Annotated in this window: 4 protein-coding genes; 3 read left to right on the top strand and 1 reads right to left on the bottom strand. The window is 63.0% G+C overall.

The features are described 5' to 3' along the window. Both EN879_RS30505 and EN879_RS30500 read left to right on the top strand, forming a co-directional pair. On the top strand, positions 1-319 hold a 319-nt coding region (locus EN879_RS30505; protein WP_164774680.1), incomplete at its 5' end, for a DUF192 domain-containing protein. Positions 320-339: 20 nt separating this feature from the next. Beyond that, positions 340-1,107: an alpha/beta hydrolase gene (locus EN879_RS30500; protein ID WP_063168102.1), complete on the top strand. Its 768-nt coding sequence runs from the start codon at positions 340-342 to the stop codon at positions 1,105-1,107. 85 nt (positions 1,108-1,192) lie between these two features. Here the strand turns inward: EN879_RS30500 and EN879_RS30495 are convergent, their stop codons facing one another. Then, positions 1,193-1,795, bottom strand: a complete 603-nt coding sequence (locus EN879_RS30495; protein ID WP_063168101.1) for a hypothetical protein — start codon at positions 1,793-1,795, stop codon at positions 1,193-1,195. A 147-nt stretch (positions 1,796-1,942) separates the two neighbouring features. Between EN879_RS30495 and cysE the strand changes: the two genes are divergently transcribed. Next, positions 1,943-2,791, top strand: a complete 849-nt coding sequence (gene cysE, locus EN879_RS30490; protein ID WP_013531333.1) for a serine O-acetyltransferase — start codon at positions 1,943-1,945, stop codon at positions 2,789-2,791. Positions 2,792-2,933 lie beyond the last annotated feature (142 nt).

Here is a 2,933-nt window from a genome sequence, read left to right as displayed (position 1 = left end):
CAACCACGGCATGCTGTTTGTCTTCGAGGTCCAGCAGCAGGTTGGCTTCTGGATGCACAACACCCCGATGCCGCTTGATCTGATTTTTGTCGGCCAGGACGGCAAGATCCGGGCGGTCAAGCACGGCGAGCCGCAATCAGACGCCGTCATTTCGCCTGGTGTACCGGTGCGCTTCGTGCTTGAGCTCAAGGCCGGCACTGCCGCCAGGAACGGCATCGAGTATGGCGACCTTTTGCGCCATCCGGCGGTGGGCACGGTGTCCGGCCCCGGCATGCCGCCCGCCGACAATGGCGATGCACCCAATGGCGGTGGCGGTTGAGTGCGCAAGCGGGGTCGCTGATGCAGTTTTTCACCCATGACGGCTTCGATCTTGCTTTCCTCGAGCGCCAGCCGGAATCGGGCGAGGGCGATCCGGTGCTGATGATCCACGGCTTCGCTTCGAGCCACTATGTCAACTGGGTGTCGCCCGGCTGGTTCAAGACGCTGAACGATGCCGGTTACCGCGCCATCACCTTTGACAATCGCGGCCACGGCGCGTCGTCCAAGAGCTATGATGAGGCCGACTATACGCCGGTCAAGATGGCCTCCGATGCCACTGCCTTGCTCGACCATCTCGGCATCGAGCGCGCCCACGTCATGGGTTATTCCATGGGCGCGCGCATCGCGGCGTTCATGGCGCTGTCCGATCCGGACAAGGTGGTGACGCTGGTCTTCGGCGGCCTCGGCATCGGCATGATCGACGGTGTCGGCGATTGGGATCCGATTGCCGACGCGCTGCTTGCCGAAGATCCGGCCGCGACCAGCCATCCGCGCGGCCGGTCGTTTCGCGCCTTCGCCGACCAGACCCGCAGCGATCGCCGTGCCTTGGCGGCTTGCATCGCCAAATCGCGCGAATTGCTGAGCGAGCAGGATGTTGCCCGCATCGCCCAGCCGACGCTGGTCGCAGTCGGCACCACCGACGACATAGGCGGCTCGCCCGATGAGCTTGCAGCGTTGATGCCGAACGCCAGGGCCTTCCACATCGAGGGCCGCGATCATATGCTTGCCGTCGGGGACAAGACCTTCAAGCAGCGCGTGCTGGAGTTCTATGCCGAAAATCCGCTCTGAGCGGAGGGCCCGGGCAGCGAGAAGCAGTGCCGTAGTCGGGGACGAGGCTGCTTGGCATCGTGATAGGCGCCTATCCTGATTGTCCTTAGCCGTTTGCAAGGGCCGCCAGCGATCGCGCAATGTTTTCCCGGGCCTGCGGTTCGAAGCGCTGGCGAAACTCTTGCGTGTGGAAGATATGCGGGCGGGCGAGGAAACTCTTCAAGACCGCACTGCGTCCGGCTCGCCACATCAGCTCCTCCACCCAGTGGTACTCGCGCCGCACGGCGCGCTCATAGGCGTCGAAGGCGTCCGGCGCGGCACCCAGGATCGACAGGTCCATATCCAGGAAAAGACTTGCGTCCCGTGTGGCCGTCGCGCCGTCGAACGGCGGCACCTGGTGCGTGGCGGTGGCGACAATCATTGCCGAGATGCGGTCGAGACGTGAAGGATCTGTGCGGCCCGCCAGCTTTTTTTCGGCAAGGGCGGCACTTTGCGCCTCATTGTCCTTGGCCCTGCTGTCATAGACGGCATCGTGGAACCAGATCGCCGCTTCGATCGCCTCGGGATCGGCCAGCAACCTTCGATAGTCGCCAGCCAGCGCCAGCATCGCCTCGATATGGGCAAGGTTGTGGTAGTGGCGGCCCTGTGCCCGGTAGAGCCCTGAGAGCTCGCTTTTCAGCGCGTCGTCGATCAAGGGTTCGTTTTCCATGGCTGCTTGAATTCCCGCGAACCAAATCCATTTGACAAAGCACTAAGGAAAATTGAGTTCAATCGTGCTATGATCTGGCTTATATGTGCGGCCGGGCAGCAGGCAAGCACAACAGGCAAGCCAGGCAGGACGCAGGACGAGACGGCGATGAACAGCATCAGCATTTCCCGACACAGCGCATTGAAGCCGGTCGATCCGATCTGGCGTTCGATCCGCGACGAGGCCATGGAGGCTGTCAACCGCGACCCGCTGCTCGCTGCATTCCTCTATTCGACCATCCTCAACCAGGACAGCCTGGAAGAAGCAGTCATTCATCGGCTGGCCGAGCGGCTGGCGCACCAGGACATCGGCTCCGATCTCATCCGCCAGACCTTCAAGTCCATGCTGGCCGACGACAAGGAGTGGCCGACGACGGTGCGTGTCGACATCCAGGCCTATTACGATCGCGATCCGGCTTGCGACCGCTTCATCATGCCGGTGCTCTATTTCAAGGGGTTCCACGCCATCCAGACGCATCGGCTGGCGCATTGGCTGTGGAACCAGGGGCGCAAGGATTTCGCGCTCTATCTGCAGAGCCGCTCGTCCTCGGTCTTCCAGACCGACATCAACCCGGCCGCCCGCATTGGCAAGGGCATCTTCATCGACCACGCAACCGGCCTCGTGGTCGGCGAGACCGCGGTCATCGAGGATGACGTGTCGATCCTGCATGGCGTGACGCTGGGCGGCACCGGCAAGGCCGGCGGCGACCGCCACCCCAAGATCCGCTACGGCGTGCTGATCGGCGCCGGCGCCAAGATACTCGGCAACATCGAAATCGGCCATTGCTCGAAGATCGCGGCCGGCTCGGTGGTGCTGTCGCCTGTGCCGCACAACAAGACGGTTGCCGGCGTGCCGGCCCGCGTCGTCGGCGAGACCGGCTGCGATCAGCCGTCGCGCCAGATGGACCAGCTTTTGCCGTCGCAGACGATGGATCAGGTCGTCAGTTTCGACATCTGATTGTCATATGTCCGCTGCCTGAGGCCGTGGGCAGACATGGGCGATTGTTCTCGCCCAAGGTCTTTTGAGATTCAGGTCAGGCCGAGCCGAAATGGTGGGTTCCGAGAACCGGAGCGGAGCGTACGTTTGGGTACGTGAGCAC

It is taken from the genome of Mesorhizobium sp. M7A.F.Ca.AU.002.02.1.1, assembly GCF_003998535.1.
Taxonomy (GTDB): Bacteria; Pseudomonadota; Alphaproteobacteria; order Rhizobiales; family Rhizobiaceae; genus Mesorhizobium; species Mesorhizobium ciceri.
Note: the sequence above shows the minus strand (reverse complement) of the source record. Positions and strands in the feature narration are given on the sequence as shown.

What these genes read in the sequence shown, in the direction of transcription:
- EN879_RS30495 (WP_063168101.1), bottom strand. Translation starts at nt 1,795, where the DNA reads ATGGAAAACGAACCCTTGATCGACGACGCGCTGAAAAGCGAGCTCTCA.
- cysE (WP_013531333.1), top strand. Translation starts at nt 1,943, where the DNA reads ATGAACAGCATCAGCATTTCCCGACACAGCGCATTGAAGCCGGTCGAT.
- EN879_RS30500 (WP_063168102.1), top strand. Translation starts at nt 340, where the DNA reads ATGCAGTTTTTCACCCATGACGGCTTCGATCTTGCTTTCCTCGAGCGC.